Consider the following 3,765-nt stretch of genomic DNA (forward strand, 5'->3'; position numbering starts at 1 on the left):
CTAGGGCTCAAGGGTTCCGTGACACTGAAGCTTATTGGCAGTGGTTGGCGGACTATGCCGTCAACCGAAGACCACCCTGACACCTAACCCTCGGCGGCCCTTAGCGGGTTGTCGGGGGCGCTCACTTTGTTTTCTTTTTGTTGAAGTGGACGTTGGTTGAAGGCTGGCTGAATGAACGTACTGCGGACTTTCCAGTCGATCGACCAGCGTAGAGCGATTGGCGCACCCGCCGAAAGAAGAGCTGGAGTAGGATACAAAGTGCTCAGCCAGCAACCCGCATTGCTGTCACTAGCAGCAATTGCTGAGCTCTAAATACAGCTAACATCAGGATGCTCGCAATCCTATCGCCGAAGACTGCAAAGTTTCCGCTTATTGAGCACTTACTGCTGTCGCGTAATTGCTTGTTGCAGGGCGGTAGTCTGAACGCCTTCCCACGCTCGCCACAATATGATCTATCATGCAGCGTCCATTGCCAAAGGATGTTGAAGGGAAGCGTTATGACAGCGATAAGTTTTGCTGATTGGGGAGCTATCGCTGACCGGCCAGACAGCTCTCGCGAAGAAAGGCTTCAACACCGTTTTTTGATCGCTACGGGTCTCGTCATGTCTGGAGGTGGCCTTCTTTGGGGAGCGGTGGCGTCGGGAATGGGTCTGTATCTGCAAAGCCTCGTTCCTTTCGGGTATGTGGTTTTGACAGCGATCAACTTTGGCGCATTGCGGCGCACCAAGAACTTCAAATTCGCACGGGCCTTTCAGATTTTCATCAGCATCCTGTTGCCGTTTGTATTTCAATGGTCGTTGGGAGGTTTGGTGGCTTCTGGTGGCACAATGCTTTGGTCAATGCTCTGTCTCACAGCAGCTCAATCTTTTGGCGGACGCATTATGTCCCGTTTATGGTTGGGTTTTTTCGTTTTATTGGTTTTTGTGTCTCTGATTATTGAGGTCAACAACCCGCCGCCTCTGCACCTTTTCCAGGACGCTGAACTTATAAAGATCCCTTTATACTTGTTCACAATGAACTTTCTTGCAGTATCGCTTGCCATATTCGTGCTTGTTAGCTTTTTCATGCGTCTAAGGAGGCAAATGGGGCAAGCTCTGGAAAGACGAAACACGGCTTTGGCGCAATCGCGGGAGGCTTTGGTTCAAAGCGAAAAAATGGCTGCGGTGGGCGAGTTGGTTGCAGGCGTCGCGCATGAGCTCAACACACCACTAGGAGCAATTCGGGCATCGAATGACAATCTGAGCCGAGCTATCAAAAACATCCTAACGGGTTGGCCCGAACTGAATGATGCAAGTAACAAGCAGGAACTCGCAGGCGTTACGAGCTTGATGAGGGTCATCGAAACAAGTGAAGGCGAGCTGACGACCAGAGAAGAAAGGCAAGTACGAAAGAGCTTGGCGGTCAAATTGGCTGATCTTGGATTTCAGGATGCAACCCAGAAAAGTTCTGAGTTGGTTGAGATTGGTCTACGCGATATCGACCTTGATCAAGCAAGTGTCTTGCGCAGCAATCGTTGGCCCTTGGTCTTTGCCCAGCTGCGGTCTTTTGCGAGCCTTAATCGGAACTGCAACACAATCAAAATGGCCGCTGAACGGTCATCCAAAATCGTCTTTGCGCTCAAGAATTACGCGCATCCCGGCACCAAGGGCGAGTTCACTAATGGGTCTGTCGCAGAGAACCTAAATACCGTTCTTACGCTTTATCAAAATCTAATCAAACGCGGCGTTCGTGTTGTTACAAGATACGATGTAGACACCGTTATTTCGGCAGATCATGACGCCCTAAACCAAGTATGGACAAACCTTATCCACAACGCGCTGCAGGCCATGGATTATGACGGCACATTGACTTTGGAAGCCCGGATGAATTCCGAAGAGCTCATCGTAAGTGTTGAAGATACCGGGTTTGGAATCTCGCCTGATCGGATCGATAGAATATACGAACCATTCTATACGACCAAAGAGATCGGCGAAGGTACGGGCCTTGGTTTGTCCATCAGCATTGATATTGTACGTCGCCATGGCGGCACGATGACGGTGAACAGCACACCCGGCCAAACAGAGTTTACAGTGCGGATTCCAAGGGTGCAAAAACAAGAGCAGGAAGAATTGACGGATGGATGAATTAGTACGCTTGGGCGAGCACTTGAAGGGCCGCCCTACATTGCTATGCGTCGACGATGAACGGATCGTTCTGACCAGCCTGCAAGAGCAACTGCGAAACTCGTTGCCTCAAGTGACCATTGAAATCGCCGAGTCAGGAGAAGAGGGCCTCGAAGTATTGGAAGATTTGATGACAGACGGCGTTGCTGTACCCGTTGTTGTCTCGGATCAGCTTATGCCTGGTATGCGAGGAGAAGAGTTTCTGGCTAAGGTTCACGAGCGTTCGCCAAGTACTCTCAATATACTTCTCACCGGACAAGCCACAGCGGACGCAGTTGGTGCTGCGGTCAATCAGGCGCGTCTGTATCGGTACATTGGCAAACCCTGGGCAGAAAATGATCTGACCCTGACTGTAAGCGAGGCCATCCGCTCCTGGGCCAGCTCAGTTGCACTCAAACTGAAAGACGAGGAGTTGCGCGACACGCATGAAGCGAGTTTGCGATTTGTGCCACAGGAGTTTCTGAATGTTCTGGGTAAAGATCGACTGATGGACGTGCGCGAAGGATTGTCTGTCGAAAGCTCAATGCAAGTAGTTTTCGCAGACATGCGCTCCTATTCTACGATTGCATCAAGTCTGGGCCCGAAGCCCGCTTTCGATCTCTTGAATGAGTTCGTGAACATCCTTGAACAGGAGTTTCGCGCTACAGGCGGGTTTATTAGCGGCCTCGAAGGAGATGGTGTGCTGGCCCTTTTTTCAAGCAACGCCGACGATGCCGTGCTAGCGAGCATCAATGCTCACAAAAAGCTCATTGAACGCGGCCAAAACGGCAAGAACGAACCACTGTTTGAGATGGGGTCGGCTGTTCACTCTGGTACACTCATTATGGGGACCGTAGGAAACAGCGAACGCTTAAAATGCGATGTCGTCGGTGATCCTGTTAACTTTTGCGCCCGTTTGGAGAGTGCGACGCGAACCCTGGAAACACCCATGCTGATCTCTGACCGTGTCGCGTCAGAGTTGGCTGGAGACATGCAGCTTCGCCGGATTCCTGGTTTGAAGATCAAAGGGCGATCGGAAACGGCAACGGTTTTTGAAGTCTTAGATGCATTGCCCGAAGAATTGACTGCGGCACGCATACGGACGCTCGAAAAATTCAATGAAGCGATGGCGCATTTTGAGAATGGCGATGCCCCAATGGGACGTCTTTGTCTTTCTCAGGTTGCGGAACGTGATCCGAGCGACAAAACGGCACAAAATCTTCGTGGTTTGTTTCAGTAAAGTTTTGCAGCACCTCGCTTGGAAACTTCACTGCTATGAGCGGGCCCTAGCCCCAGCCAGCCAAACCCCCAACCGCCAGCACCAGCGACCAGTCTTCAGCCCCCGGAACGACTCGTCAGCGGTCGTCTCAGCGCCACTGGGCGGTTTTAGCGATATCGTCAGCACCCAGTCAGCACACGATAACAGCCTCTCTAGCGGTCAAAATGCCCCGTGCTCATTCCGCTGACGCTCCATTCCGCCCCCGCAACCGCCCCAGTTTCTCGAGCTTCGCTAAAAAGCCGATAACAATCATCGGAGGGCAAGGATTCCTACCACCCCAGCCAGCTCATCAGAACATGGAACGACTGTAGGCGCTTGGGGCTAAACCCTCCGAGAAATGCCCCC

2 protein-coding genes are annotated in these 3,765 nt (G+C 51.8%); both read left to right on the forward strand.

Annotated features, from left to right (window positions below):
- The first annotated feature begins 497 nt into the window (after positions 1–497).
- Positions 498–2,123, forward strand: coding sequence for a sensor histidine kinase (locus GOX75_RS20170; protein WP_170560079.1), 1,626 nt, complete (start codon positions 498–500; stop codon positions 2,121–2,123).
- A complete protein-coding gene (locus GOX75_RS20175) occupies positions 2,116–3,381 on the forward strand; it encodes a response regulator (RefSeq protein WP_170560081.1) in 1,266 nt (421 codons plus the stop codon). The genes GOX75_RS20170 and GOX75_RS20175 overlap by 8 nt, the downstream gene beginning before the upstream one ends.
- The last annotated feature ends 384 nt before the right edge of the window (positions 3,382–3,765 follow it).

The organism is Ruegeria sp. HKCCD7251 (assembly GCF_013031165.1).
Classification (GTDB): Bacteria; Pseudomonadota; Alphaproteobacteria; order Rhodobacterales; family Rhodobacteraceae; genus Ruegeria.